27 protein-coding genes are annotated in these 26,707 nt (G+C 64.2%); 14 read left to right on the top strand and 13 right to left on the bottom strand.

Going from position 1 to position 26,707, the window contains the following annotated elements; all coding sequences use genetic code 11:
• Positions 1-34 precede the first annotated feature (34 nt).
• The 7 genes from RAD10_RS10055 (at position 35) to RAD10_RS10025 (ending at position 7,712) form a co-directional block, all read left to right on the top strand.
• Positions 35-1,579: an ABC transporter substrate-binding protein gene (locus RAD10_RS10055; RefSeq protein ID WP_461617317.1), complete on the top strand. Its 1,545-nt coding sequence runs from the start codon at positions 35-37 to the stop codon at positions 1,577-1,579.
• A gap of 7 nt (positions 1,580-1,586) precedes the next feature.
• Positions 1,587-2,537 carry an ABC transporter permease gene (locus tag RAD10_RS10050; protein WP_038946995.1) on the top strand — a complete coding sequence of 317 codons (951 nt, stop codon included), beginning with the start codon at positions 1,587-1,589 and terminating at the stop codon, positions 2,535-2,537.
• Positions 2,524-3,396, top strand: a complete 873-nt coding sequence (locus RAD10_RS10045) for an ABC transporter permease (RefSeq protein WP_461617316.1) — start codon at positions 2,524-2,526, stop codon at positions 3,394-3,396. Before RAD10_RS10050 ends, RAD10_RS10045 begins: the two co-directional genes overlap by 14 nt.
• Positions 3,393-4,385, top strand: a complete 993-nt coding sequence (locus tag RAD10_RS10040; protein WP_461617315.1) for an ABC transporter ATP-binding protein — start codon at positions 3,393-3,395, stop codon at positions 4,383-4,385. The genes RAD10_RS10045 and RAD10_RS10040 overlap by 4 nt, the downstream gene beginning before the upstream one ends.
• Complete coding sequence (locus RAD10_RS10035) at positions 4,382-5,353, top strand: ABC transporter ATP-binding protein (protein ID WP_461617314.1); 972 nt, start codon at positions 4,382-4,384, stop codon at positions 5,351-5,353. Before RAD10_RS10040 ends, RAD10_RS10035 begins: the two co-directional genes overlap by 4 nt.
• Positions 5,354-5,429: 76 nt before the next feature.
• Entirely contained in the window at positions 5,430-6,497 is a 1,068-nt protein-coding gene (locus RAD10_RS10030) for an alcohol dehydrogenase (RefSeq protein ID WP_028143068.1), read from the top strand.
• 135 nt (positions 6,498-6,632) lie between these two features.
• Positions 6,633-7,712: an isocitrate/isopropylmalate dehydrogenase family protein gene (locus RAD10_RS10025; RefSeq protein WP_461617313.1), complete on the top strand. Its 1,080-nt coding sequence runs from the start codon at positions 6,633-6,635 to the stop codon at positions 7,710-7,712.
• A 65-nt stretch (positions 7,713-7,777) separates the two neighbouring features.
• Here RAD10_RS10025 and RAD10_RS10020 read toward each other — a convergent pair whose 3' ends face one another.
• The 4 genes from RAD10_RS10020 to RAD10_RS10005 all read right to left on the bottom strand — a co-directional run bounded on the left by RAD10_RS10020 (position 7,778) and on the right by RAD10_RS10005 (position 10,713).
• Positions 7,778-8,065: a hypothetical protein gene (locus RAD10_RS10020; RefSeq protein WP_028143066.1), complete on the bottom strand. Its 288-nt coding sequence runs from the start codon at positions 8,063-8,065 to the stop codon at positions 7,778-7,780.
• A gap of 103 nt (positions 8,066-8,168) precedes the next feature.
• Positions 8,169-8,990, bottom strand: a complete 822-nt coding sequence (locus tag RAD10_RS10015) for an enoyl-CoA hydratase (RefSeq protein WP_461617312.1) — start codon at positions 8,988-8,990, stop codon at positions 8,169-8,171.
• 272 nt (positions 8,991-9,262) lie between these two features.
• Positions 9,263-9,634: a helix-turn-helix domain-containing protein gene (locus RAD10_RS10010; protein WP_020608151.1), complete on the bottom strand. Its 372-nt coding sequence runs from the start codon at positions 9,632-9,634 to the stop codon at positions 9,263-9,265.
• A gap of 29 nt (positions 9,635-9,663) precedes the next feature.
• The gene (locus RAD10_RS10005) at positions 9,664-10,713 is read right to left on the bottom strand and encodes a LysR family transcriptional regulator (protein WP_194406905.1); all 1,050 of its coding nucleotides are present in this window, start codon (positions 10,711-10,713) and stop codon (positions 9,664-9,666) included.
• 481 nt (positions 10,714-11,194) lie between these two features.
• On the opposite strand from RAD10_RS10005, the gene RAD10_RS10000 reads away from it, so the two are divergent.
• Both RAD10_RS10000 and RAD10_RS09995 read left to right on the top strand, forming a co-directional pair.
• Positions 11,195-11,461 carry a hypothetical protein gene (locus RAD10_RS10000; protein ID WP_028143063.1) on the top strand — a complete coding sequence of 89 codons (267 nt, stop codon included), beginning with the start codon at positions 11,195-11,197 and terminating at the stop codon, positions 11,459-11,461.
• A 206-nt stretch (positions 11,462-11,667) separates the two neighbouring features.
• Entirely contained in the window at positions 11,668-12,399 is a 732-nt protein-coding gene (locus RAD10_RS09995) for a cytochrome c biogenesis CcdA family protein (protein WP_461617311.1), read from the top strand.
• 58 nt (positions 12,400-12,457) lie between these two features.
• On the opposite strand, the gene RAD10_RS09990 is transcribed toward RAD10_RS09995, so the two are convergent.
• From RAD10_RS09990 to RAD10_RS09955, 8 genes are all read right to left on the bottom strand, one after another.
• Positions 12,458-13,513: an ABC transporter substrate-binding protein gene (locus tag RAD10_RS09990; RefSeq protein ID WP_091965682.1), complete on the bottom strand. Its 1,056-nt coding sequence runs from the start codon at positions 13,511-13,513 to the stop codon at positions 12,458-12,460.
• Between the two features lie 4 nt (positions 13,514-13,517).
• Positions 13,518-13,850 (bottom strand): hypothetical protein, encoded by a 333-nt coding sequence (locus RAD10_RS09985; protein ID WP_104462951.1) that lies wholly within the window; start codon positions 13,848-13,850, stop codon positions 13,518-13,520.
• Positions 13,847-14,605 (bottom strand): ABC transporter ATP-binding protein, encoded by a 759-nt coding sequence (locus RAD10_RS09980; RefSeq protein ID WP_461617310.1) that lies wholly within the window; start codon positions 14,603-14,605, stop codon positions 13,847-13,849. The genes RAD10_RS09985 and RAD10_RS09980 overlap by 4 nt, the downstream gene beginning before the upstream one ends.
• The gene (locus RAD10_RS09975) at positions 14,602-15,408 is read right to left on the bottom strand and encodes an ABC transporter permease (RefSeq protein ID WP_461617309.1); all 807 of its coding nucleotides are present in this window, start codon (positions 15,406-15,408) and stop codon (positions 14,602-14,604) included. The genes RAD10_RS09980 and RAD10_RS09975 overlap by 4 nt, the downstream gene beginning before the upstream one ends.
• Entirely contained in the window at positions 15,405-16,226 is an 822-nt protein-coding gene (locus tag RAD10_RS09970; protein WP_461617308.1) for an ABC transporter permease, read from the bottom strand. Before RAD10_RS09970 ends, RAD10_RS09975 begins: the two co-directional genes overlap by 4 nt.
• Positions 16,227-16,377: 151 nt before the next feature.
• Positions 16,378-17,199: a FadR/GntR family transcriptional regulator gene (locus RAD10_RS09965; RefSeq protein WP_461617307.1), complete on the bottom strand. Its 822-nt coding sequence runs from the start codon at positions 17,197-17,199 to the stop codon at positions 16,378-16,380.
• 168 nt (positions 17,200-17,367) lie between these two features.
• Complete coding sequence (locus RAD10_RS09960) at positions 17,368-18,825, bottom strand: sensor histidine kinase (RefSeq protein ID WP_461617502.1); 1,458 nt, start codon at positions 18,823-18,825, stop codon at positions 17,368-17,370.
• A gap of 301 nt (positions 18,826-19,126) precedes the next feature.
• Positions 19,127-19,471, bottom strand: coding sequence for a DUF1236 domain-containing protein (locus RAD10_RS09955; RefSeq protein ID WP_461617306.1), 345 nt, complete (start codon positions 19,469-19,471; stop codon positions 19,127-19,129).
• Between the two features lie 138 nt (positions 19,472-19,609).
• Between RAD10_RS09955 and RAD10_RS09950 the strand changes: the two genes are divergently transcribed.
• The 4 genes from RAD10_RS09950 to RAD10_RS09935 all read left to right on the top strand — a co-directional run bounded on the left by RAD10_RS09950 (position 19,610) and on the right by RAD10_RS09935 (position 23,137).
• The gene (locus RAD10_RS09950) at positions 19,610-19,843 is read left to right on the top strand and encodes a hypothetical protein (RefSeq protein WP_461617305.1); all 234 of its coding nucleotides are present in this window, start codon (positions 19,610-19,612) and stop codon (positions 19,841-19,843) included.
• 380 nt (positions 19,844-20,223) lie between these two features.
• Positions 20,224-21,222: a TRAP transporter substrate-binding protein gene (locus RAD10_RS09945; RefSeq protein ID WP_018322778.1), complete on the top strand. Its 999-nt coding sequence runs from the start codon at positions 20,224-20,226 to the stop codon at positions 21,220-21,222.
• Between the two features lie 83 nt (positions 21,223-21,305).
• The gene (locus tag RAD10_RS09940) at positions 21,306-21,821 is read left to right on the top strand and encodes a TRAP transporter small permease (RefSeq protein WP_461617304.1); all 516 of its coding nucleotides are present in this window, start codon (positions 21,306-21,308) and stop codon (positions 21,819-21,821) included.
• On the top strand, positions 21,818-23,137 hold the full coding sequence (locus RAD10_RS09935) for a TRAP transporter large permease (protein WP_461617303.1): 1,320 nt from the start codon (positions 21,818-21,820) through the stop codon (positions 23,135-23,137). The genes RAD10_RS09940 and RAD10_RS09935 overlap by 4 nt, the downstream gene beginning before the upstream one ends.
• A gap of 54 nt (positions 23,138-23,191) precedes the next feature.
• Here RAD10_RS09935 and RAD10_RS09930 read toward each other — a convergent pair whose 3' ends face one another.
• Positions 23,192-24,466, bottom strand: coding sequence for a serine hydrolase domain-containing protein (locus RAD10_RS09930; RefSeq protein ID WP_461617302.1), 1,275 nt, complete (start codon positions 24,464-24,466; stop codon positions 23,192-23,194).
• A gap of 158 nt (positions 24,467-24,624) precedes the next feature.
• On the opposite strand from RAD10_RS09930, the gene RAD10_RS09925 reads away from it, so the two are divergent.
• On the top strand, positions 24,625-25,542 hold the full coding sequence (locus RAD10_RS09925) for an intradiol ring-cleavage dioxygenase (protein ID WP_461617301.1): 918 nt from the start codon (positions 24,625-24,627) through the stop codon (positions 25,540-25,542).
• Positions 25,543-26,707 lie beyond the last annotated feature (1,165 nt).

Raw genomic sequence — 26,707 nt, 5'->3', positions numbered from 1 at the left:
CCGAAACATCGGACGAGGGATCCCGGGAGGAACCATGACGAACATTGCTGCCGCGGCGCGCAAGCACGCGCCGATTTTCCTTGTTGCGGCATTTGCCCTCCTTCCGCTGGCCGGGCCGGTGCAGGCACAGAAGCCGGGCGGCAGCATCACCGTCGGCCAGGAGCTGGAGATTGCGGGCTTCGATCCGCTCAAGGTCGGCGTCTACGACACCTCCACCTTCACCGCGGCCGCAGCGATCTTCGATACGCTGACGACGCTCGACGACAAGGGCGAAGCCGCGCCGAAGCTCGCGGTGTCATGGACCCATTCCGACGACTACATGAGCTGGACCTTCAAGCTGCGAGAGGGCGTGAAATTCCACGACGGAACGCCGTTCAATGCGCAGGCCTTCAAGGAGAATTTCGACCGGCAGAAGGACCCGGCCAACAAATGCCGCTGCGCCTTCTACATCACCAACGTCAAGGAAGTCCTGGCGCCGGACGACTACACCCTCGTCTACAAGCTCACCGACCCCTCGGTGAACCTGCCGGCGGTGATCACCATCCAGAGCCAGAACAACGCGATACACTCGCCGACGGCCTGGAAGACCAAGGGCGACGATTACAACCGCAATCCCGTCGGTACCGGTCCCTACATCCTTAAATCATGGACCGCTGGCGACCGCATGGTGCTGGAGAAGAATCCCAACTACTGGGACAAGGGCCGCCCCTATCTCGATCGCATCATCTTAAAGCCACTGCCCGACGCGCAGTCGCGCTTTGCCTCGCTGCAATCGGGCGAGGCCGACATCATCTGGGACGACGAGAACGACGCCGACAACATCATGAAGGCGCAGAAGGACCCCAAGCTCACCGTGCACACCTACAAGGGCTCGGGCGCGCAGGTCTATGCCGTCAACACCAAGGTCGCGCCGTTCGACGATGTCCGCGTGCGACAGGCGTTGGTGATGGCGCTCGACCGCCCGAAAATGTCGCAGGCGATCAGCAACGGCCTGAGCCGGCCCGCGACCAATCCCTATGGCGATGGCTCCTGGGTCAAATGCAAGGACGACGGCGCGCTGCCGTTCGACGTCGAGAAGGCCAAGGCGCTGATCAAGGATTACGGCAAGCCGGTCGAGTTCAAGATGCTGGTGACCGCGACGCCGCGCGGCCGGATGATCGGCCAGGTGCTCCAGCAGTTCTGGAAACGCGCCGGTGCCAATATGGAGATCGAGCAGGTCGATCAGGCAACCATTCCCTCGCGCGCCTTCACCCGCCAGTTCCAGATGACGCCGTGGCGCATCGTCGATCTCGCCGATCCCGATCCGCAGATGTACGCGAATTTCCGCAGCGGTAGCCCGCTGGCATTGGCCGGATACTCAAATCCTGAGCTCGACAAGCTGCTGGACCACGCCCGCGTCACTGCCGACCTCGGCCAACGCACCGAGGATTACTGCGCCATCAGCCGCCTGATCAACAAGGAGGCGATCTGGTTCTGGACCTTCCAGAACACCTATTACGCGCTGTCGAGCGCCAAGCTGAAGGGCTTCCCCAAGATCTACAACGGCGTGATCGACGTTTCGCGGACCTGGCTGGAATGAACGCGCGATGCTGAACTTCGTCGTTCGGCGGCTGCTTGGCATGCTGCCGGTGTTGCTCGCCGTCTCTCTGCTGACATTCCTGATCGCCTCGCTGCTGCCGGGCGATCTCGCTCTCGTCATCCTCGGCGATCAGGCGACGCCGGAGAATGTCGCGGCGCTGCGCCGCGACATGGGGCTCGACCAGCCGCTGTGGTGGCGTTACCTGAGCTGGCTCGGTCACGTCCTGCAGGGCGATCTCGGCCGCTCGTTCCGCACCGGGCAGACGGTATTGCAGGCGGTCGCCGAGCGCATTCCGGTTTCACTTCAATTGATGCTGATGGCCGAGTTCATCGGCCTCTTGATCGGCGTCCCCGTCGCGATCGCCTGCGCCGCGCGCGCCGGCGGCGCCTTCGACCGCTTCATGACCGGTAGTGCGTTCGCGATGCTGTCGATGCCGTCCTTCCTGGTGGCGATCCTGCTGATTTATCTGTTCGCGGTCGAGCTGCACTGGCTGCCGGCGACCGGCTATGTGCCGTTCACCGAGGCGCCGCTGGCCAATCTGCGCTTTTTCGTGCTGCCGGCACTGACGCTGGCACTGGCGGAATGGCCGGGAATCATGCGGGTGCTGCGCTCCGACATGATCGCGACCTTGCAGGAGGATTATATCGCGCTCGCCAAGGCCAAGGGTCTCAAGCCCGCGCGTATCCTGTTCGTGCATGCGCTCAAGCCCTCGTCGCTGACGCTGGTGACGGTCACAGGCATCAATATCGGCCGCCTGCTCGGCGGCACGCTGATCGTGGAATCGATCTTCGCGCTGCCTGGCATCGGCCGGCTTCTGGTCGGGGCGATCTACACCCGCGATCTCGTCATCCTCCAGGGCGTCGTGCTGCTGGTCGCCTGCGGCTTCGTTATCGTGAATTTCATCGTCGACATGCTCTACGCCGTGCTCGACCCCAGGATCCGCCATGGCCACGCTTGAGCTCTCGATGCAGGACGAGGCGGCGCCCGTGCCCGTCGGCCGCAAGCGCAGGCTCGGCCTGCTGTTCTGGATCGCGAGCGCCTGGCTCGCGATCATCCTTGCGCTCGCGATCCTTGCGCCGGTGCTGCCGCTGCAGAACCCTGTGGACATGGACATGCTGGAGCGCCGCGCCGCCTTCTCCGGGGAGCACTGGCTCGGCACCGACGGACTCGGCCGCGACGAGCTCGCCCGCCTGATTTTTGGCGCGCGCGTGTCGCTGACCGTCGGGCTGATCGCGCCGATGATCGGCCTTACGTTCGGCGGCGCGCTCGGCCTGCTCGCCGGCTATTTCCGCGGCCGGTTTGAGACGCTGGTGGTCGGCAGCATGGACGTGCTGCTCGCCTTTCCGCCGCTGATCTTCGCGCTCGCGGTGACGGCTTATCTCGGTCAGTCCGTCCCCAACCTCACCCTGATCCTCGGCGTGCTCGGCATTCCCGCCTTCATGCGTGTGGCGCGGGCCGCGACGCTGACGCTGGCGCGGCGGGAATTCGTGATCGCGGCCGAGGCGTTAGGTGCCAGCCATGCGCGCATCCTGCTGCGCGAGCTGTTGCCGAACGTGATCCTGCCGCTGCTGGCCTTCTTCCTGCTCGGCGTCGCCGTCACCATCGTGGTCGAGGGGGCGCTGTCGTTCCTCGGTCTCGGCGTGCCGCCGCCGATGGCGAGCTGGGGCAGCATGATCGGCGAGGGGCGCGACAGCCTCGACGTCGCGCCGCGGCTGGCGTTCCTGCCGGCCGCCGGACTGTTCCTCACCGTGCTGGCCTTCAATCTGGTCGGCGACACCTTGCGGGCGCTGACCGACCCGCGTCAGGGGGCGCTGTGAGCGCTCCGCTCTTGACCATCGAGGACGTTGCAGTCGAGCTACCGACGCCGCGCGGTAATCTGCGCGCCGTGGATCATGTCGACCTTTCGCTGGAGGCGGGCCGCACGCTCGGCATCGTCGGCGAGTCCGGCTGCGGCAAGACCATGCTCTCGCGCGCGGTGCTTCAGCTGCTGCCGAAAAAAGCAAAGCTCACGGGCCGCGTGATGTTCGACGGCCAGGATCTGGTGCGGCTCGATGCGGAACGCTTGCGTCGCTTGCGCGGGCGCGATCTCGCAGTCGTGTTCCAGGACCCCATGACCTCGCTCAACCCGGTGTTGACCATCGGCACGCAGTTGATGGAGACGATCCAGGAGCATCTCGAGCTCGATGCTCCCGCGGCGCGGAAGCGCAGCATCGAGCTGCTGGCGGCTGTCGGAATCCCGGCGCCTGAGCAGCGGCTCGCGCAATATCCGCATCAATGTTCCGGCGGCATGCGCCAGCGCATCGCAATTGCGATCGCGTTGTCCTGCGAACCGAAGCTGCTGATTGCGGACGAGCCGACCACCGCGCTCGACGTCACCATCCAGGCACAGATCCTCGATCTGCTCGCGCGCGAGCAGCGCCGCCGCCACATGGCGATGATCATCATCACCCACGATCTCGGCGTGGTCGCCGGCCGTGCCGACGAGGTCGCCGTGATGTATGCGGGCAGGGTGGTGGAGCGCGCCCCGACCCAGGCGCTGTTCAAGCGCATGCACATGCCCTACACCGAGGCGCTGCTGGCGGCGATCCCGAAGCTGGAGACCGCGCCGCATACGCCGCTGCCCGCGATCTCCGGCCGTCCGCCCGATCCGACACGACCGCTAAAGGGCTGCTCCTTCGCGCCGCGCTGCCGCTATGCCGCTAGCCGCTGTCATGAGGCCAAGCCCGACCTGAAGAGCGCCGAGATGCCCGATCATCTCTATGCCTGCTTCCATCCGATCCAGATGACGGAGGGAGTTGGCGTATGATGCAGCTTGCCACGCGCGCCGAGCCGCTGCTGAACGTCGACAATCTCGTCGTCGAATATGGTCTCGGCAACAAGACGGTGCATGCGGTTTCCGGTGTCAGCCTTGCGGTCGCGCGCGGCGAGACGCTGGGGCTGGTCGGAGAATCCGGCTGTGGCAAGTCGACGCTGGGCCGCGCCGTGCTGCAATTGCGCCGCGCCAAATCCGGCCGGGTGCTGTTCGACGGCGAGGACCTCACCGCGATGGAGGGCGAGGCGTTGCGCAAGATGCGCCGCCGCGTGCAGTTGATCTTCCAGGATCCGATCGCCTCGCTCAATCCGCGCCGTCGCATCGGCGACATCGTGGCCGAGCCGCTGATCATCGCCGGCGTCAAGGATGCCGCCGAGCGCAAGCGCAGGGTCCACGAGGTGCTCAGCGCGGTCGGGCTCGATCCTGATCTCGTGGCGGGCCGCCTGCCGCATGAATTCTCCGGTGGGCAGTGCCAGCGCATCTGTATAGCGCGGTCGCTGGTGCTCAACCCCGAGTTCATCGTCTGCGACGAGCCGGTCTCGGCGCTGGACGTCTCGATCCGCGCACAGATCCTCAATTTGCTGGAGGAGATGAAAGCACGCTTCGGCCTGACGCTGCTGTTTATTGCGCACGATCTCGCAGTGGTCAAAGCGGTCAGCGACCGCGTCGCGGTGATGTATCTCGGCCGGCTCTGCGAGGTCGGTCCGTCGGAGCAATTGTTCGCAAATCCAGCGCATCCCTATACCGGGCTCTTGTTGCAGGCGATCCCGGTGCCCGATCCGGATGTGCGTCCCGCCGAGAGTGTGGCGGCGGGTGAGCCACCATCGCCGATTGCGCCGCCGTCCGGCTGCCGCTTCCGCACCCGCTGCCCGCGAGCCGATCAGCGATGCAGCGCGGAGATACCGGAGTTGCGCGAAATCGGGCCCGGCCAGTTCGCAGCTTGCCATCGTCCGCTGACCTGAACTAAGACCGGTTTGTCTCGCCTCGCCGGCCATGGCATGGTGGCGCGACAACGAGAAACATGCCGGGAGAACGCCGATGAAGAGTTTCAAGGTCGCCGATTTCAAGGCGCCGCTGCAGGAGTTCGACGAGGCGACGCCGCAGCCCTCGGGCACGCAGGTGCTAATCAAGGTGAAGGCCGCCGGCGTCTGCCACAGCGACCTCCACATCTGGGAGGGCGGCTACGATCTCGGCCATGGCCGCAAGCCGCTGTCGCTGAAGGACCGCGGCATCAATCTGCCGCTGACCATGGGTCACGAGACGGTCGGCGAAATCCTGGCCTTCGGCCCTGACGTGAAACCGACCGACCAGGGCGACCTGAAGCTCGGCGATGTCGGGCTGGTCTATCCCTGGATCGGCTGCGGCAAGTGCGCGACGTGCCTCGCCGGTGACGAGAACATGTGCCTGACGCCGCGCTCGCTCGGCGTCTATTGCGACGGCGGCTATTCCGATCACATGCTGGTGCCGCATCCGCGCTATCTACTCAATCTCAGGGGACTCGATCCCGCAACGACCGCGCCCTATGCCTGCTCGGGCGTTACCACCTACAGCGCGCTGAAGAAGGTCGAGCAGCATTTCGACACGCCGATCGTGATGTTCGGCGCCGGCGGCCTCGGCCTGATGGCGCTGTCGCTCTTGAAAGCCATGGGCGGCAAGGGCGCGATCATGGTCGATATCGATGCAAGGAAGCGCGAGGCGGCGGAAAAGGCCGGCGCGCTCGCCACCGTCGACCCGAAGGCGCCGGATGCGCTGGAGCAACTCGCCAAGAAAGCGGGCGGGCCGATCCGTGCCGTGATCGACCTCGTCGGCAATGCCGCGACGACGCAGCTTGGATTCGACTGCCTGACCAAGGGTGGCAAGCTCGTGATCGTCGGCCTGTTCGGCGGCGGCGCGACCTGGGCGCTGCCGCTGATTCCGATCAAGGCGGTGACGATCCAGGGCAGCTATGTCGGAAACCTGCGCGAGACGCAGGAATTGCTCGACCTCGTCCGCACCAAGAAGGTGCCGCCGATCCCGGTAACGACGGCACCGCTCGCCAAAGCCAACGACGCGCTGGTGCAATTGCAGCAGGGCGCGGTGGTCGGGCGCACGGTGCTGACGCCGTAGCGAACACTCTCTCCGCCGTCATTGCGAGCGCAGCGAAGCAATCCAGAAATCCCTCCGCGGACACAGTCTGGATTGCTTCGTCGCAAGAGCTCCTCGCAATGACGACTTGGCTAGCTCCATTCCTTGAGGCCTTAAATGTCCGCAAACAACGCCTTCCACATTGCCGTGCTCGCCGGTGACGGCATCGGTCCCGAAGTCATGGCGCCGGCCGTCGAGGTGCTGCGCAAGATCGAGCAGAAATCGGATTTGCGCTTCCGTTTCACCGAGGCACCCGCCGGCGCCAACAATTATCTTGCCACCGGCAAGTCGATGCCTGACTCGACCATCAAGCTGTGCGAGGAGGCAGACGCAATCCTGCTCGGCGCCTGCGGCCTGCCGTCGGTGCGCTACCCCGACAATACCGAGATCGCGCCGCAGATCGAGCTGCGCTTCATCTTCGATCTCTATGCCGGCGTGCGACCGGCGCGCCTCATTCCGGGCGTGCCGAGCCCGATCGTCGGCGCTGATGCGCGCGGCATCGATCTCGTTGTGATCCGGGAATCGACCGAAGGCCTGTTCGCCTCGATGGGCAAGGGCGTCGTCACCCATGAGGACGCGCGCGAGACCATGGTGATCACACGCAGGACATCCGAGCGCCTGTTCGACTTCTCGTTTCGCCTCGCCGAGCGGCGCAAGGCGCGCGGCAAGCCCGGCGCGCTTGCCTGCGTCGACAAGGCGAACGTGTTCAAGGCGTTCGCGTTCTTTCGCGGCATTTTCGACGAGATCGCCAAGAAGCATCCCGACGTGAAGACCGATCGGCTCTATGTCGATGCCTGCTCGGCCATGCTGGTGAAGCGTCCCTGGGATTTCGACGTGATGGTGATGGAGAACATGTTCGGCGACATCGTCTCCGACATCACTGCGAGCCTGATCGGCGGCCTCGGCATGGCGCCGTCGGCGGACATCGGCGACAAATATGCCGTGTTCCAGCCCTGCCACGGCACCGCGCCCGACATCATGGGGCAGGGCAAGGCCAATCCCACCGGCATGATCCTGTCGGCGGCGATGATGCTGGACTGGCTCGCCGACAAGCACGGCGTCGAGAGCGCGGCGGAAGCCGGCGAGACGATCGAGCGTACGGTGGATCAGGTCTATGCGGGCGGCATCAAGCCGATGGAGTTCGGCGGCAGCAACGGCACCGCGGATATCACGAAAGCGGTGCTCGCGGCGCTCTGAGAAGCAGTCGAGCCGCGGCGCCAGTTCATCTCAAAGAAAAAGGGGCCTTGCGGCCCCTTTGTCGTTCACCAGCGGCGCCAATGGTGGTGGCGATGGCCCCAGCCCCACGGGCGCGGGCCGTAGAAGCGCCGCGGGCCGCCGTAATAGCCGTAGGCGCCGTAATAGTTCGGACGCCAGAAGCAGCGGCCCCAGGGGTTGCACACCCAGCGCACCTGATCGACGTCAGCGGCCGGACCGCTTGCAATCTTGTCCGCCTGCGGGATGCCATTCGGCATGGCTGCGAGCGCCTCGCCCGACGCGAGCGCCACACCGCCGATGGCAGCCAGAGCAAGAACAGCAGATTTCAGTGTCATCGCGATCTCCCTCGTTGTGGCGGGAGAACTTTCGTCAGATCAACTAGTTGCTACCGCGCGGAGCTGGACGAGGAATTTAATCTTCCTGAACGTCGGTTCAGCTTCAACGCCCCTGGAACTGCGGTTTGCGCTTTTCCATGAAGGCCTGCCGGCCCTCGCGAAAGTCTGCGCTGTCCATGCAGGCATTGCCGATCGCCTTGATCGCGTCCATGTCGCGCTGACTCTCATCCTTCAGCACCTGCGCGATGGTGATCTTGGCGGCCTTGATCGCGAGCGGGGCGTTCTGCGAGATCGTCTCGGCAATCGTCATGGTCTCGCCCCAGAGCTCGTCGACCGGGAACACGCGCTCGATAAGGCCAATGCGCAGCGCTTCGGCGGAATCGATGCGCATGCCCGTGTACATCAGAAGCCGCGCCCAGGACGGGCCGACCAGCGATACCAGGTGCCGCAGGCCGTCGAAGCCATAGGCGATGCCGAGCTTGGCCGCTGGAATCCCGAACTGGCTGGCGTGCGCGGCGATGCGGATGTCGGCGAGCATCGCGACCTGCATGCCGCCGCCGAGGCAAAACCCCTCGATGCAGGCAATCGTCGGCTTGGGATAGTCTGCGAGCAGTGCGCGCTGGGCGGCGCTGCGCCTAGCATATTCCTCGGACGCTGCCGCGTTATGGCGGGTCTTCTCGAACTGGCTGATGTCGGCGCCGGAGACAAAGGCCTTGCCGCCGGCCCCGCGCAGGATCACGACGCGCACCGTCTCGTCGTCGCGCAGGCTCGTCAAGGCCTCGCCAAATCCCTCCCACATCTCCAGCGACATCGCGTTGCGCTTGTCGGGATTGTTGAAGGTGATCACGCCGACGCCGTCGGCGGTGTGCTGGAGAATCTTGCCGTCCGCGTAGGGTGTACCGGTCGTGCTGAATATGTCGGACATCGCTTGCTCGCTCGTCATGTGCGAGGGGCAATGTGCTGCGCTGGCGCTTCCGGGGTCAACCGCGGCAGGGTGGGCGAGTCTGCATCCGCCTGTACCGGGATTGCATGGCGCGTCGTCCCGAGTGTCGCGCGCGCAAAAAAAAGGGGCGGTCGTGCCGCCCCGCAAAGGCCGCGCGCAAGCGCGCGAGCCGGAATATGATCGTTCAATCCGGCCGCGTCCCCGCGACGCGGCGGATTGAAGATCGGCCGCAAAGGCCAGACCGTCGACCGGTCTCAGCTCTCGTTCGCCGCGATCGATTCCATCAGCGAGACCAGCTGACGCTGCACGGTCTGGTCCTTGATCTTGCTGTAGGCGCGCAGCAGGCGGAGGCTGAAGGCCGAATCGAGGAACAGCAGGCTCTCGACTTCGCGCGCCTTGTTGTCGCCGTCGTAGAAGAAGGTCACGGGAACGTCGAGGGCGGAAGCGATCTGCTGCAGACGAGCCGCGCCGACGCGATTGACGCCCTTCTCGTATTTCTGGACCTGCTGGAAGCTGACGCCAAGCTTCTCGCCGAGCTCGGCCTGCGAGATCTTCATCTCGACGCGCCGCAGACGAATCCGCTTGCCAAGCTCGATGTCCGGCTTGCCAGCACTGCGCTGCTTCATTCTTTTCGCCGCTGCTTTCATCTTCGTTTTCACCTTTGTTCTTCGGTTGAAAATCCCCCGAAGAGCTGGGTCAGGGGTTCGCCCATATACGAGTCCTTGAATTCATGCGGATGCACGAACTCTTCCTTAAACCACGGGAAGCGAGCCGGACTGAAAGCTTCGATCAGCCAATCAATCATGTGCCGCACGCGCGGAATACGGCCGCTACCGGGATGGTAGGACAACCAGATATCCAGCGGTCGGTTCAACTCGACCTCCAGTGGAATCAACTTCCCGCCAAGAGCAATGGCGTAGCTCGGGAAGACGCCGATGCCGGCGCCATTCGCGACCGCCCAGTAGTTGGCGCTTGAGACGTTGGTCTTCATGACCAGAAGGTCACGTTCCGATACGCCCGGGAAGAAGCTCTCGAAGGATTCCTTGGCGGCAAGCTGGTCGGCGAATTGCAGCACCAGGCGATGCTTGATCAATTCCGCCGCCGAGCGCGGCGCGCCATGCTTCTCGATGTATTTCTCGGAGGCCCAGAACATCAGGTGCATGCGACCGAGCCGCACCAGTTTGATGTCGAGCGCCGAGGGACGCGACAGATGGATGGCGACGTCGGCCTCGTGGCGTGAGACGTCGGCCGAGCGCATCGCGCAATGCAGGTCGACCAGGATCTTCGGATAGGCCTGCTGGAATTCGACCAGGCGCGGGGCGAGCCAGAACGTGCCGAGCCCCTCGGTCACGGCGACTCGCACCTCGCCGGACAGGGCGTTGGCCATCGAATCGCTTGCGCGCAGCACGTCGAAGGTGGCGGCCTCCATGCGCTCGACGGCGGAGACCACCAGCGCGCCCTCATCGGTGAGATGGGTGCCATGGACATCACGGGTGAAGAGTGTGGTGCCGGTCTGGCGTTCGAAATCGTCGATTCGCCGGCGCACGGCGTTGATCGACAGCGACAGGCGCTCGGCCGCCGATCGGAAACTTCCGCATCGGACGACTTCAAGGAATATGCGGGCCGCATCCCAATCAGAGAGGCCGCTGAGATTTGTCTTTGGGCGTTCCGCCACAGGAACGCCCCTTTCCGCCAAGGAGTGCATACAAGTCCCTTCGGTTAGCTAAACTGGCAGAATCTGGCGCAAACCACAACCACTGCGGGTTGGGGGATGATAAGTTTTGAACGTCATCCTTACTACCGGTGGGTGGTATCTGAGTGCTGCCAAGAGTTGGGAATCGGGCAGGCCATTGCCCGGATGAGGGGTGTGGCGTGAGTTCCGTTGCGAGCCGTGAAATGGCTGCGGGATTGCAGGCGCTGTCGGCAATGAGTGTGCTTGCGCGAAAGCCGGCGCCATCTCTCTCAATGGATCAATCACAGCGCGCGGGGCGTTTGCTCTCGGACCGTTTCGACCATGGCCAACGGCGCAGCGCGGCGATGTTAGCCGAAACCGCAGTTCCGCGGCAGAAACCCACTGAAATCAGGTTCAGAGGCGCTGTGGCCTCGTGCTATCCTCCGTATTCCATGGGGGCCGAAGGGGTCGTCACCAACACGTCTCGCAGGCCGAATTAACGGAAAGAACGCCGGTGTCGCATTCAGACGAACAGTTGCAGTCGGTGCTGGAAACGCTCGAGGGGTGCCGCAGGGTTCTCAACGCGTGCGACAGCCGTGAGTCGGCCGAGCTGCTGTCCATTGTCATCCTCGACGTCAGGATGAAACTCAAAGGAATTGACAGTGCCGATCTCAAGGCACTGTGCGACGAAATGCTGCGGAGCGCTGCGAGCGAGCCGCCGTCCCCTTCCAAGCAGACGCAGGACCAGCCCCGGCGTCCGCTGCTCCGCGTGGTGAAGTAGCCGCGCCGCCGAATCTCGCTTTTTGGCGAGGTTTGTGCGCGTCCCGATGCCGCACCTGTGATCGCAGGCGGCATCGGGAGGAGCCCTGGTTTGGTGCGCCTCTGTTGCGCATTCTCCGGCATCGGTTACACCAGAGCCGGTTCGGCTCCGGGCCGCGCGCATTCCCGGCGCGCCGCACCGGGGCCTGAGATGGCTCAGACGGCATCATGCAAAATGTTTCGATCCCGGCGGCGCTGATTGCCGGCCTCGTCAGCTTCCTCTCGCCTTGCGTCCTGCCCCTGGTCCCGCCCTATCTGATCTATCTCACGGGCGCCACGATCGAGCATGTCGAGAGCGACGAGCCGGGCTCGGCCTCCAAGCGCGCGATCATGATGTCGGCGCTCCTGTTCGTGCTCGGCTTCTCCACGGTGTTCGTCGCGCTCGGCGCCAGCGCCTCGCTGGTCGGCGGGCTGATCCGCGCCTGGTCGGCAGAGCTGTCGATCCTCGCCGGCATCATCATCATCATCATGGGCCTGCACTTTCTCGGATTGACGCGCATCGGCCTGTTGATGCGCGAGGGACGGCTGCCGATCCCCAAACCGGTCGGCCTCTGGGGCGCCTACATCATGGGGCTCGCCTTCGCCTTCGGCTGGACGCCCTGCATCGGCCCGATCCTCGCCGCGATCCTTTCGATCGCCGCCGCTGAGGCCACGGTGACGAAGGGCGCAGGGCTGCTCGCGGTCTATTCAGCCGGTCTCGGCATTCCCTTCCTGATCGCCGCGCTGATGATCGAGCAGTTCTCCGCGCTGTTCGCGCGCATGAAGGGACATCTCGTCAATGTCGAGCGCGCCATGGGCGTCCTGATGGTGATCACCGGCATCGGCTTTCTCACCGGCGCGGTCTCGAATGTGAGCATCTGGCTGCTGGAGACGTTCCCGGCGCTGCAGACCATCGGGTAGGGCGTGATCCGGAAAATACCGGCGCGCTGATCGCGCCGGCGTCCCCGTGTGCAGCTGCTCAGGGTTTGAACACGTAGCCCGGCGAGATCGCCGCCGTCTCCGGGATCGGCGGCAGGTCGGCGAACAGTTCGGGACGATCCTTCATGACCTTGAGAATGTGCTTCGGCTCGATATGCGCATTGACGTCGAAGGTCGATTTGAGGATGCCGAGGCGGGAGAGACGATCCTCGGCGCTCCACAGCGCGCGGTAATTATTCGCCGACAGCCGGCGGTCCGCCTGCTGGATGTTGAACTGCATCGCAGCCTCGGCGACGTCCTGCTTGAGCCCAGGAATCCAGCGCGTGGCGACTTGCGCCGCCTGCTTCGGGTTCTTGCGCATCCACTGGTCCGCCTCGGAGACGGCAGCGAGGAATTTCTCGATGGTCTCGCCGTTGGCCTGCACCCAGGGACGAAGCGCGACGTTGAAGCCGATATAGGAGATCACGTCGCCGCCCCTGATGATCTCGACCGCGCCGGGCACATCCTTGCCTGCAACGATCGGCCAGGGATCCCAGCCCGAGAACGCGTCGATACCCTTGGCGAGCAGGGCGACGGTCATGTCCGGCGGCGGCGTGTTGACCAGCGTCACGTCATCGGGCTTCAGCCCGGCCTTCTCCAGCGTCGCCAGGATGTAGAGGTGATTGATCGTGCCGAAGGAGGCCGCGATCTTCTTGCCCTTGAGCGTCGACAGGTCACCCTTGACGATGCCTGAACCTTCACGCGCGATGATCGCCATGGTGGCATCGGAGCCGGCCTTGGTGGCGTTGCCGCTGTAATTGCCGAGTGCGACAAGGTCCATGCCGCGCAGCACGGCGCCGATCATGGGCACGCCGACCTGCACGATCTCGCTCTCGCCGGCCTGCAACGCGTTCAGCGCGTCGACGCCGGTCGCATAGGGGCGTGCGATCGTGACATCGAGCCCGTACTTCTCGAAGAAGCCGCGCTCGAGTGCGATCGGCAGGCCGATCTGGTCGATGCCGGTGACCATGCCGGCCTTCAGTTTCGTCGGGGTCTGGGCGCTCGCCGGCACCATGCCGGCCAAGAGCGCGATTCCGAGCAGCAAGAGTCGTTTCATATTCTCAGCCTCCCTCTTTTATCGGCCCCACCGCCGTCACCCAATAGGGGCGGGCGACGGCGTTGAGGTCCGTTCGTTTGACGCCGCGTAGTTCGATCGAATGCTCGTCCGTTCCCGAGACGCGTCCATATTGCTGGAATGCGAGCACGTGGAAGCGCTCCGGCGTGAACGGCAGCTCGATCTGCACGTTCACCTTTTCCGATGTGCCCGTGAGCTCCGGCGAGATCTTTCCCGGCGCGGCGACCGTCAACCAGAGTTGAAACAGCGCCCACGCGGCAATCGCGCCGAGCACGATGCGGCCCTTGGGCGAGCGCAGGGCGTCGGAAGCGATGCTCATGCCGCGCGCACCATCTGGAGCACGCGCGCCGAGAGCTGCTTGAAGTGGTCGTCCTTGACGAGGTCGTCCCAGACGCGGGGACGCGGCAGGTCGACCGCGATCTCGTCCAGCACGCGTCCCTTCGACAGCACGACCACGCGGTTGGCGAGAAACACCGCTTCGGGCACGTCATGGGTGATGAAGATCACCGTCGGCTTGCGCTCCTGCCAGATCCGGGTCAGCTCCTCCTGGAGCGTCATGCGCGTCTGCGCGTCGACGCTGGCGAACGGCTCGTCCATCAGCAGGACGTCGGGATTGTTGGCGAGTGCGCGCACCACGCCGACGCGCTGCTGCATGCCGCCGGAGAGCTCGTTTGGATAGCGGTGCGCCGCGTGCGACAGCCCGGCAAGCGCGAGATATTCGCGCGCGATGCGGTCGCGCTCGGCCTTCGGCACGCCGCGCATCTTCGGGCCGAAGCCGACATTGTCGAGCACCGTCTTCCAGGGAAACAGCGCGAACGACTGGAACACGACGCCACGCTCGGGGCCGGGCCCGTGCACCGGCTTGCCGTCGAGCAGGATGTCCCCCTTCGAATAGGGGATGAAGCCGGCGACCATGTTGAGGATCGTCGTCTTGCCGCAGCCGGACGGGCCGACCACCGAGATGAACTCGCCGGGCTCGACGTCCAGCGAGACGTCGTGAACGGCGGTGACATGCGCGCCTGCGTAAGGATCGAAATAGGTCTTGCCGAGATTGCGCAGCGAAAGCGTCTTCATGATGTCACCAATCCCCAGCGTTGGCCGGTCACGCGCTCGAGCGGCGCGAGGACCCAGGCGTCCACGATGTACCAGAGCAATCCGAGAATGATCATGCCGAGCAGAATCTCGACGGTGGAGCCGGCGCGGCGGGCATCGAACATCATGAAGCCGATGCCCGACGTGCCGACGATCATCTCGACCGCGATCAGTGCGCGCCAGCCATAACCGAGGCCGTTGCGCAGGCCCGTGATGATGTTGGGCAGCGCCCCCGGCAGCGTCACCTCCCAGAGCACCCGCGCGCGCGAGGCACCGAGGCTCAGGGCGGCGCGCGCGAGGTCGCGCGGCACGGATTCAACCCCGAGCACGGTGTTGAGCACGACCGGGAACAGCACGGTGTAGACGATGACGAATGTCATCGTCGTCAGTCCGAAGCCGAACCAGATCAAGAGGATCGGCAGCCAGGCGATGTCGCCGATCGCCTGGAAGAACAGCAGCACGGGCCAGCAGATCCGGTGTGCCCAGCGGCTCGTGCCGATCAGGATGCCCAAGGGAATGCCGAGCGCCATGCCGACGGCGGCGCCGGTTGCGAGCCGGATCAGGCTGTCCTGGAGATAGTCGGGCAGGATCCCCTTGTAGGTGAGCGTGAAGAACGCTCGCACCACGTCGGCGGGGCCCGGGAAGAACGCGCGTGGAAACAGCCCGGCCTCGCTGACGGCGGTCCACAGCGCGAGCACCGGGATGAAGGGAATGATGGCGGCGATCCCCGGCCAGCGCCGGGTCAGGCGGGTATAGCCGCCCCAGATTTGCAGCAGCAGGTTCATGCGCGCCTCACCAAGCCCCAACGTTCGATGGTCGCGCGTTCCAGCGGGACCAGCAGTAGACGGTCGATCAATAGCCAGAGCACGCCGATCACGATCATGCCGAACACGATCACTTCGGTGCGGTAGAAATCGCGTGCGACGAACAGCATGTATCCGAGCCCGACATTGGTCGCGATCATCTCGGCGGCGATCAGCCCGCGCCAGGCAAAGCCCAGGCCGGTGCGGATGCCGGTGACGATGTTGGGCAGCGCGCCCGGCAGCATTACTTCGGTCAGCAGCGCCCAGCGGCCGGCGCCGAGCGAGGCGGCAGCATTGCGCAGCGTGTGTGGAATGGTCCTGACGCCGAGCAGGGTGTTGTAGGCGACGACGAAGAACACGGCGTTGAAGATCACGAAGACGATCGCGCCGAAGCCGTAGCCGAACCATAAGGTCGCGATCGGGATCCAGGCGATGCCGGCGAGCACCGAGAAGAAGCGGAACAGCGGCGTGAGAAAGGCCGCCACCGTCGGGCTCACGCCCATGGCGATACCGAGCGGTACGGCGGTGGCGATGCCGATCAGCGTGCCGAGGCCGACGCGCAAAAGGCTGGCGCCGACATGGGCGAACAGCGTGCCGTCGCGGATCGACTCCATGGCGGCCGCGCCGACCGCACCGACCGATGGAAACACGCGCGGATTGACGTTGAACAGCGGGACGACGATCGCCCAGATCACCACCAGCGCAAGCAGCGGCGCAACGAACATCGCAGCGCCCGCCAGCGAATTGACGCTGCGGATCAATCGCGACGATCGACCTTTCAGACTGCCCGTCACCTGCATTTGTCCTCCTTGGCGTTCAGCTATGCCTGTGCCGGCATTTCACGCTGATCATTCCTGACGTCGTAACCATGTCTCGCGCGATCGCGGCTGCCCGTCGGTTGCCACGACCGCGATCCCGGGCGGAGCGAGGATGTGGGGCGAGCCCTTCCTGTCACGGTCCACGACGTTTCCTCCTGCTCTTGACGCTCGACGTCCTGGCCGCGCGCACGGCCGACCCATCGGTTTTGCGAGTTGCCGCAGCGATGACCGTCTTCCGGTTCGAGAGCTTCAGTCGGGTATAGCCGAGCAGGCGTTCCATCGCGGCGCGCGCCTTCTCCGGGTTGGCGCTCTCGATGGCCCGCGCCGCCGCCACGTGGTTCGGCAAATTATCCTTGAACCAACCGCCGGGGCTTCCGACGGCGACGGTGAAGACGGTGCTCAGGATGGTGTCGATCGCGCTGCGAAAGCCCTGCAACACCGGGTTATGGGTCGCATCCAGGATGGCAAGATGAAAAGCCTTGTCCGCGGCGAGGGCGCTGGCCTGGTCCTTTGCAGTCTGCATCGCGGCCAAGGCCGTATCGATCCGCCAGCGATCGTTCCTGGTCGCGCGTTCGGCCGCAAGCGCTGCGGCTGCAGGCTCGATGATCGAGCGCACCTCCTGGATTGCCAGCAGGAGGTCGCGATCCGGTTCGTCCTGGCCGACGAGCCAGCTCAGCACGTCGCGATCGAGCAGGCTCCATTCGTGGCGCGGCAGCACTTGCGTGCCGTGGCGCGGCCGCACGCTGACGAGGCCCTTTGCGGCGAGCGTCTTGATCGCCTCGCGCACCACGCCGCGTCCGACGCCGAAACGGGCTTCGAGTTCCGGCTCCGGCGGCAGGGTGGTACCGACGGGAATGAGATCCTGGGCGATCTCGCGGCCGAGCGTCGTCAGCACGGCGCGGATGCGGCCGGGCTTGATCAGTTTGTCGGCTGGGCTCGGCCGCGCTCTTGCCACCGGTTTGTTTCTCCCCGCCGGCCTGTCGCGGCCGGTTCATTTTGTATTGGCCGCCCGCCGGCAGCTTCACAATCATCCGATGTTTAACATCGGATGATTGCGTGGGGCGAGCGCAATTGTCGCAGGAAGGCTGTATTGCGCTGCGATATGGCGCGGGGCCCGGAGCGGCTACCGCGCCTCGTCCAGCGTACAGACCACCGTGCAGACCACGCCGCGCGGCAGGAAGTCGACGGTGGCCTCGCCGCCGAGCTGGTCGCGTGCGCTGCGCTCGATCAGGCGCGAGCCGAAGCCGCGCTGTACCGGCGCGGTCACCGGCGGTCCGCCGATCTCGGTCCAGATCAGGCGCAGCCGCGGTTTCGGGGCATCGGCGATGATCTCCCAGTCCAGCGTCACCCGGCCGGTCTCGTTGGACAGCGCACCATATTTCGCGGCATTGGTGGCGATCTCGTGCACGATCATCGACAGCACCACGGCGAGCCGCGGCGACAGCGGCACGGCGGGTCCGGCCATGCGGATGCGGTCGGGACTGTTCATCAGGAACGGCTGAAGCGCGCGGGCGATCACCTCGCGCAGCTCGGAGCCCGCCCATTTCTCCTGGCTCAGCAGATTATGCGCTTCGGCCAGTGCGCCGAGCCGTCCCTCGAATTTCGTCCGCTCGTCCCGGCTGGCGCTGCGGAAGGTCTGCACCGCGATCGCCTGCATCAAGGCAAGAGTGTTCTTGACGCGATGGTTGAGCTCATCGATCAGGAGATTGTGCAGCATCTCGCCGCGCGCGATCGTGGTCGCCATCCTGACCGCGAAGGTCAGGCCGGTCAGCAGCAGGATGCCGCCGATCAGGCTGGTGATCGCGATGTTGCGCCAGAGCGGCGCGATCAGTGAGCTTTCGTCGACGCCGGCGGCGATCGTCCAGCCCGTCAGCCGCGATCGTGTGTAGGCCGCGGCCAGAGCGACGCCGTCGAGCGACACCGTCGGGAGCGATGCCTCGCTGCGGCGAAACATCTCGGCATAAAGCGAGGGCGAGGCGCGCTTGCCAAAGGTCTCGCTGGGGTTCGGCGCACGCGCAAACACGATGCCCTTGGTGTCGAGCAGAGTCACGGTCCAGAGCCGGTCGGGCCGTTGCTTCTCCACCAGCTCCTGAAAGATGCTGATCGGTGGGCTGAAGCAGAGGTCGTAGATCACCTCGCCGTCGCGGAACACCGGAACCTCGACGGTGAGCACCTGCCGCCCGTTGATCGCGCCGGTGAACAGGTCGGAATATTGCGGCGACCTGGTCGCAAATACCTTTTCGATGATCTCGAGATGGCCGCGTGGCGGCAGGCTTGCGGTGTCTTCCGTTGCGGAGGAGAACAGCAACCGGCCCTTGCGATCGGAGATCAGCACCAGCCCGCCCTTGCCATATTGGTCAACGAAGCCGAGCGCGATGCGGCGGAAGTTCTGGAAGTCGTCGTTGCGCAGCGAATTCGTCAGTGCAAGGACCTGCAGGCCGCCGGTCATCCGCTGCACTTCGGAGTCGAGCACGAGGCGCATGCTGCGCACGTTCTCCAGCACCCGGCGGGTCGCGTCGCTTCGATCCTGCTTGTAATTGTAGAACACAATGCCGACCGCAAAGACGATCAGCGGCAACATCGTTCCCGTCACCAGAAGAGCGAGCCGGACCGGCAGGGTGAGCTTTGACAAACGCGGGCGTCCCGGTTCCGGCGCAGCGGCGCCGGATTATGATTTTGGGCAGACCATACGTGCGGGACTTGCGCAGCGCCATGTATTTCACAGATGGCGAGCAGCGAGATGTTGCAGCGCAGTCCGGGATGTCCGCGCGTCAGCTCATGCGGAGTGCGGTCAGGAGTGGCGATCCGGGCCTCTCGATGCGATGTCACGCGGTCAAGTCCGGGCAGGCGACCGCCTTCAAGACGGCCGCCTCACAACTTGTTCAATCGATTTCCTGAACCACTGTGCGCGAGCCTGGGTCCACGAGCATCACGCGATCGCCGGAATACACGTAGCGATACTTGGTGAGCGAAGGACCCCAATCGGATGGCACGGCCTCCAGCTCGACGTCGCCCGGCACGGTCGCGCCGACGATGATCTTTTCCTTTGTCGTGACCGGGCGAAGATGATGTTCGGTGACGTAGGATTTGATCCTGGTCCGGTATTGCGGCTCGATCTGAACCGCTGCCGCGTGACCGGTTCCGGTGGTGGTCACCACGGTGGATTGCGCGAAGGCGCCGGTCGAGATCAGAACAGCCGCGGCGGATAGCAAGAGCAGCTTCTTCATCTTTGTCCTCCTCACGAGAATAAGCGCCGCAACAACATCTCATCGTGCACAGCGTTCCAACAGCTAGGAACAAATTGCCAGTTTTTCCCGCTTTGAATGAGCCGGGCGGGAAGGCCCGGCAATTGGAGGAGGAAGAAAATGAAGCTAAGAATAGCGACTGCAGCGTTGATGCTTGCTGCATTGTCCCTGCCCGCGTTCGCGGCCGACGAGTTCTATGTCGTGCAGGACGTCAAGTCCAAGAAGTGCACCGTCGTCGACAAGAAGCCGACGGACACGACGATGACCGTCGTCAGCCCGTCGGGCACGATCTACAAATCGCGGACCGAAGCTGAAAGCGGCATGAAGACTGTGAAGGTCTGCACGTCAAATTGAGGAGGGATGACAAATGCCAGTATTGATCTTGTGGGCCGTACCGGCCGTGCTGGTGATCGGCGGCGGCATCTATCTGATCGGGCATATGCACTAGGCCTGCAGCAGCGGGCGAGCGGGTCCGTGCGTGCAGCGCACAGGTCCGCTCGTGGCCGGCCTCCTCCGGGAGTGCGAGTGTGCCCATGGCCTGTCCGCGCCGTCAGGGGCGCAGTTGCAGTGCAACAGGTGTGCCGGGCGTAGCCCTGCGACGAAGAGTACCTCCGGCGCACGCGAAATGACTTCCGTCCGGCCGGCGTTTTTCATACGCTTCCCCTTCGCCAGCCGCATACCGGCTGCGCTCACGGCCCGGCTACAGGGCCGGAGCATCAAAGGGAGGGGAGACGATGAAGCGAAGGTCATTTCTCGCTGGTATCGGTGCGACCACTGCGGCGGCTACGATTGGGATGCCGTCGATCCTCAGGGCGCAAGCGCCGATCTCGCTGAACGGCGCGGTCCAGTTCAACGACGACCACGCCTTCAACCGGGCACTGCTCCGGTTCGAGGAGCTGGTGAAGAAGTATTACGGCAAGCCCGTCAACTTCACCCTGCACAGGAACTCCTCGCTCGGCCTCGAGAAGCAGTATTTCGAGTACATGTCGCAGGGCAAGGCGGTCGATTACGGCATCGTCTCGCCGGCTCACATGTCGACCTTCGCCAAGGCGGCCCCGTTCATCGATGCGCCCTTCGTATTCAAGGGCATCGAGCACATGAACAAGGTCGTCGAAGCCAATATCCTGGCGCCGATCGCCGATGAAGTCGCGGCGAAGGCCGAGGTCGTCCTGATCGGCTATTCCGGCGGCGGCATCCGCAACATCTTCGCCAACAAGCCACTCAAGAATCTCGCCGATCTCAAGGGACTCAAGGTTCGCGTGCAGGGCGCGCCGATCTGGTCGAAGACCTTTGCGGCCGTCGGCATGAGCCCGACGGTGATCGCCTATAACGAGATCTACAACGCGATACAGAACGGCGTGATATCGGCCGGCGAAAATGAGGCGGCCGGCGTCGAGGCGATGAAGTTCTACGAAGTCGCTCCGCATCTCAACCTGACCCAGCACGCCGTGTCGATCCGGCCGATCTGCTTCTCGGTGAAGACGCTGAAGACCCTGCCGAAGGAGCTGCAGGACGCGATCATGAAGGCCGGCAAGGAGGCCGGCGACTACGGCCGTCAGCTCGAATCGAGCGAAGAGGTCGTCAAGCTCGACACGCTCGAGAAGGCCGGCAAGCTCAAGCGCGTTCCCTTCGAGGAGCGGGACGCCATGAAGAAGCTTGCCGACCCCGTAATGGCCACCTACGCCAAGGAAATCGGTGCGGAGGGCATTTTCGAGAAGATCAACGTCGTCTGAGTCTTTGCGTCCGCCGACAGCATCTCCGGGCAAGCCCCGCTTCTTGCCCGGCGCTGGCGGATGAGCCGCTGCACGGAGCCCCAATGTCTGAAATGCCCGTCCCGTCCACACCGTCGCTGTGGCGCCGCGTATCGGCGGCCTATGCGAAGCTGCTGGAATTCCTGCTGGCCGCCTGCGTCGGCGTCCTGGTCGTTCCGGTCACGCTGCAAATCATCTCACGCTACACGCCCTTCATTCCGTCCTACATCTGGACGGAGGAGATGGCGCGCTTCCTGTTCGTCTGGACGATCATGATCGGCGCCATGGTCGGCGTGCGCGAAGCGCAGCATTTCGAGGTCGATGTGTGGCCTGACCTGTCGCGGCGGTCGGAGGCCGCGGTGCGAATCCTCGCGCGGCTCGGCATACTGGCGCTGGCGCTGGTGTTCGTATCGGCCGGCCTCGAGTTCACCCGCTTTGCCTGGAACAGGACTTCAGAACTGGCCGATCTGCCGCTTTGGCTGATTCACGTCGCCTGGCCTGTGACCGGCGTGACGTGGATCGTCTTTGGGGGTGAACAGATCATCGATGAAATGCGCATTCTGGTTGGGGCAGGGCGATGAGCGGCAATGTACTCTCTGCCGGACAGGCCGCGATGGTGCTGTTCGGGGTTTTCATCGGCCTGCTCATCGTGCGCGTGCCGGTCGCCTTCGCGCTCGGCCTTGCCTGCGTGCCGATTCTGCTGATCGAGCCTCATCTCTCGATGATGATGCTCGCGCAGGAAACCTTCAACGCCTACAATTCATTCATCCTGCTCGCGGTGCCGTTCTTCCTGCTGACGGCCAATCTGATGAGCATCGGCGGCATCACCGACCGGTTGGTGGCGCTGTCGCGCTCGATGGTCGGGCACTGGCCGGGGTCGCTGGCGCAAATCAACGTCGTGCTATCGGTGTTCTTTGCCGGCATCTCGGGCTCGTCGACCGCCGACGCGGCGAGCCAGTCCAAGATCTTCATCGATGCGCAGACCAAGGAGGGCTACGACCTCTCGTTTTCGATCGCGATCACCGCGGTCTCAGCGGTGCTTGCAGTGATCATCCCGCCGTCGATCCTCATGATCGTGTGGGGCGGGCTGATCTCGACCTCGATTGCGGCGATGTATCTGGCCGGCATCGTGCCGGGTTTGCTGATCGCGGGCGCGCAGATGGCGACGGTGCACGTCTATGCAGTGCGCCGCGGCTACCCGACTTATCCGAGGGCAAGCTGGGTCGAGATGCGATGCGCCATTTGGAAGTCAATTCCGGCGCTGATGACGCCCTTCATCATCGTTGGGGGCATTCTGCTCGGCTGGTTCACCGCAACCGAGTCCGCCTGCGTCGCGGTGCTATATTCCGTCGCGCTGTCGGCGTTCTTCTATCGGGAGACAGGCATACGGGAATTGTACAAGGCCCTGCTCGACACCGGGCGCCTTGCCGGCGTGGCACTGTTCTGCGTCGGCACCGCAAGTGCGTTCGGCTGGCTGCTCGCCTACTACAAGATCCCTCAGGAGCTGCTGGCCAATGTCTCGACATGGGGCATGGGCACCGTCGCAGCCGGCTTCTTCATCGCCTTCTGCTTTCTGGTGGTGGGCTGCTTCCTCGACGCCATCCCGGCGATCGTCATCGTCGGCACAGTGCTGGAGCCACTGGCCAGGTCCGTCGATCTCCATCCGGTCCAGTTCGCGATCATTTCCATCGTATCGCTGGCCTTCGGACTGGTGACGCCGCCCTATGGATTGTGTCTGATGATCGCCTGTTCGATCGCCGGCGTGCGATTGCGCTATGCTCTGAAGGATACGGTGATCATGCTGATTCCGATGCTGCTCGTGCTGGCGGCAGTCATCGTCTGGCCAAGCGTGTCGCTGTTCTTGCCGCGCCTGATCGTGCCGGAGATGCTCAAATAAACGTCTGATGGCGCGATCCCGCGGCCGTGTGGGCTGCGGGATCGGTTGGATTGGTTACAGATTGCTCTCGGTGATCGCGGCGTAGACCATGCTGCGCAGCTCGCGCCGGATCGGGTAGGCGCTCGACGGCAGCACCTGCGTCATGAAGATCGCGATCAGCTCTTCGGCCGGATCGATCCAGAACGAGGTCGTCGCCGCGCCGCCCCAATTGTATTCGCCGGGGCTGCCGGCGATCAGCGTCTCGGACGGGCGCATGGTCACCGCGAAGCCGAGGCCGAAGCCGATGCCGTTATAGGTGGCCTCGGAGAAGAGCGAGCGCGACACTTCGGGCAGGGCGCCGCCGCCCGGAATGTGGTTGCTCGTCATCAGCGCCAGCGTCTTTGGTCCGATCAGCCTGATACCGCCGAGCTCGCCGCCGTTGAGCAGCGCGCGGCAGAAGGTGAGATAGTCGGCGACCGTCGAACAGAGGCCGCCGCCGCCGGAGATGAAGGAGGGCGGAGACAGGAATGAGCTCGTTGCCGGATCGTCCTGGAGCGTCAGGCCCTCGCGCCGCTGGCCGGCATGGAAGGTCATGCCGCCGCCGGGGTCGGCCGAGTAGCAGGCGGCGAACCGGTGGGCCTTGGAAGCAGGCACGTGGAAATCGGTGTCGGTCATGCCGAGCGGGTCGAGAATGCGTTGCTTCAGGAATTGCTCGAAGGGGATTCCCGAGATCTTGCCGATGAGATAGCCTAGCACGTCGGTCGAGACCGAATAGTTCCAGGCCTCGCCCGGCGAGAACTCCAACGGGATTTTTGCGAGGCTCTCGATCATGGTCTGGAGCGTGCCCGACTTCTCGACCTCGCCGATTTTTTCAGTGCGGTAGGCGGCATCGACATTGGAGCGTTGCTGGAAGCCGTAAGTGAGGCCGGAGGTGTGGCGCAACAGATCCACGATCAGCATCGGCCGGGACGGCGGACGGGTCAGGAAGGCCGGCGAGTTGCCGGCGACGAACACGCCGAGATCCTTCCATTCCGGGATGAATTTGGCGACAGGCTCGTCGATCGCGACCAGGCCTTCCTCGACCAGCATCATGAAGGCGACGCTGGTGAGCGGCTTGGTCATGGAATAGATGCGGTAGATGGTGTCGTCCTTGACCGACAGCTTGCGCTCGACGTCGGCAAAGCCTTGAACCGAGCTGTGCGCGACCTTGCCGCGGCGGTAGACCAGAAGATGCGTGCCGGGGAAGCGGCCGGCATCGATGTACCGTTTCCTCAGATGCGCATCGATGCGGTCGAGCGCGGCCTTGGACATGCCGACGGATTCGGGCGAGGCGGGGGTGGGGGCGAGCATCAGTTCCTCCGGGCAGTTTTGTCGGTCCGTTGATAGCCAAATGACGGCCCCATTCCAAGCCGCTCGCGCTTAACGCGAGCGGGCCGACTGGTGTAGGCTGGCCCCTGGAACGCCTCCAGGCCCCCCGGGGCCAATGAGAAAACGCAGGGCAAACCATCATGACCCAGTTCAACGAGACTGATCTCACCCAGGCCGTCGTCAAAAGCTTCGACAGCACGCCCAATCCGCGCGCGAAATTCCTGCTCCAGGAATTGGTGAAGTCGCTGCACGATTACGTGAGCAAGACGGGTCTCACCTTCGAGGAATGGGACTACGCCATCGATTTCCTGACCCGCACCGGGCAGAAATGCACCGACACCCGCCAGGAGTTCATCCTGCTGTCCGACGTGCTCGGTGTCTCCATGCTGGTCGACGCGGTCAACCACCGCGACCGCGAGGGCGCCACCCAGACCACCGTGCTCGGCCCGTTCTATGTCGGCGAGCACAAGGTGACCGCGCATGGCACCGACATCTCGCCGAACAATCAAACCGGCGAGCGGATGTTCGTGCAGAGCCGCGTCACCGATCTCAATGGCAAGCCGCTGGCCAATGTCCCCGTCGACGTCTGGCATGCCGATGACGACGGCTTCTACGATTCCCAGAAGCCGAACTATGACGAGGTCGGCGCTTCGGCGCGGGCGCGCTTCATCACCGATAACGACGGCCGCTTCTTCTTCCGTACCATTTTGCCGTGCAGCTATCCGATTCCGACCGACGGCCCGGTCGGCGAGATGATCGTGCAGACCAAGCGTCATCCGATGCGCCCGGCGCATGTGCACTTCCTGGTCAACGCGAAGGGATACGAGCCGCTGATCACGCACGTCTTCATGGACGGCGACAAATATCTGGATTCCGACGTGGTGTTCGGGGTCAAGGATGATCTCGTCGCCAAGGTCGAGCCGCGCAACGATCCCGCGATGCCTGACGGCTCCAAGGCGAACGGTCGGTGGCATCTGATGACCTACGAATTCCACCTCAAGCCCGGTGGCGGCATGGCGCCGACGCCGCTCGGTGTGAAGGCTGTGGAGCGGGTCTGATGGTCCGCCGGGATGCCGCGGCACTCCGGGCGCGTACGACGTCCGCTGTGTTTCTGATAGCGGCACAATAACGGACCTCAGCGTTCGGAGTTGGAAGTCGTCAACCTACCAGCGATTAAACCGACACTTGGTCAACTGATCCCGAGTCACCACCCAAGTCTACCTAGGTATGGTCACTTCATACCTGCGCGCGATGGCGCCGACCATGCGCTCGGTGTTACCGATGCATCCAGAGTGAAAGCAACGGAACCGGCCCTGCGAGCCGGCAGTTGCGGGACAAGGCCGGCGGCGTAGCGCCCGCCGGCCCTTCTCCCGAACTAGCGGGCGCTTTGCCGCTCGATTGATGCTTATTGCCATGGTTGGTGCAGAGAGTACGCCATGAGAAACATCGCCGATCTCCTGATGCGGTTCTGGCAGGGAAGCCGACCCGCGTCCAATACTCGGATTGCGGCTATGGCTGAAAACCAGGATCGATCCAGCATGGCTGATTTTGTCAGGATCCTGCAGGCTTACGATCAAGCCCCGTAGGGCCGACTGCGTCTGTCCGTGATACGGATGTCAGGCAAACAAAAGTCAAGACGCGGCCTCACCGCTAGACGGGCCCGTCAGCGACGGGGCTCTTGAAGTCTCGGAATTCGGCCGGTGCGCGCACAATGCGTTGCACGATTACCGATCAGGGTTTGGGACCCATTCCTCTGCGGTGGAGTCCCAATGATGGGTGTCGTCAAACTGTTTCCAGAGCGGCCGCCTCGACTTACTTTCATCGCTCTGTCGGTTTGCATTCGGTGCACGGAGTTGGACGACGAGCGCCCCGGCCTTCATCACCCATTCGCGAGCGTTATATCGAGAGTTCCATTTGATTGCCGCGAGCATTGGATGCCTCCTTCGAAGTAAGAAGCCTTCGTCACTTTAGCCCGAGCCGAGCCCCCAAGGATGTAAACCACTTCACAGTTGGTCAACATCTTCGACATAGCCGCGGGCGATCTCACTACGCGGCGACCGCAAACTACGTTCGCTCGTTATTCCAGCCTCCGGCATGGGTCACGTTGCCGCGCGATCAAAACGCACGCGGCGAAACGCAGCATTGTACTTGCGCGCGAAGGCGCGTCCTTTTGAGGAGGTGTATTCTATCGCTGATGGGCGGCGCTCGATAGAGGTCAGCGCA

This window comes from Bradyrhizobium sp. 23AC (assembly GCF_054863025.1).
Note: the sequence above shows the minus strand (reverse complement) of the source record. Positions and strands in the feature narration are given on the sequence as shown.